This is a genomic window from Streptococcus sp. 1621, from assembly GCF_013276615.1.
Taxonomy (GTDB): domain Bacteria; phylum Bacillota; class Bacilli; order Lactobacillales; family Streptococcaceae; genus Streptococcus.
In genome coordinates, this window is sequence record NZ_VMLJ01000022.1 from 1 (window position 1) to 509 (window position 509).

Below are 509 nucleotides of genomic sequence, written 5' to 3' on the forward strand. Positions count from 1 at the left end.
CAGACGGAATGACACCAGCAAGTGTAGAAAAATACAATGCAGCAAAAGCAGAAGCTCAACAAGCAGTAACTGAAGCTAAGGAAGCAGCGCAAAATGCATTAAACAAAGGTGAGAACGCGACAGAAGCAGAAGTAGCAGATGCGAAAGCGAAATTAGAAGCAGCACAAGCGAAATTAGAAGCAGCTAAGAATCTGTTAGAAGCGAAGTCAGATAATTCAGGATTAAGAGAAGCTAAGAATGGATTAGATACAGAGCGTAATAAGGCTGTAGATACAACAGGTAAGACACCAGAGTCAGTATCAGCGTACAATGATGCAAAACAAAAAGCAAAAGAAGCATCAGAAGCAGCGCAAACAGTGTTAGACAATCAAAATGCAACAGCACAAGACATCCAAGCAGAAATTACGAAAGTAAATAAAGCGAAAGAGAAGTTAGCAGAAGCAGAAGCAGGATTAACAACAGCAGCAACAGCGCAAGCAAAACAAGAGTTAACAACTGCAAAAGAAGGA

Annotated in this window: 1 pseudogene; it reads left to right on the top strand. The window is 40.7% G+C overall.

Annotation, left to right across the window (positions count from 1 at the left end):
- Window positions 1-509 (top strand): annotated as a pseudogene (locus HT697_RS05065) (FIVAR domain-containing protein); the annotation flags it as partial.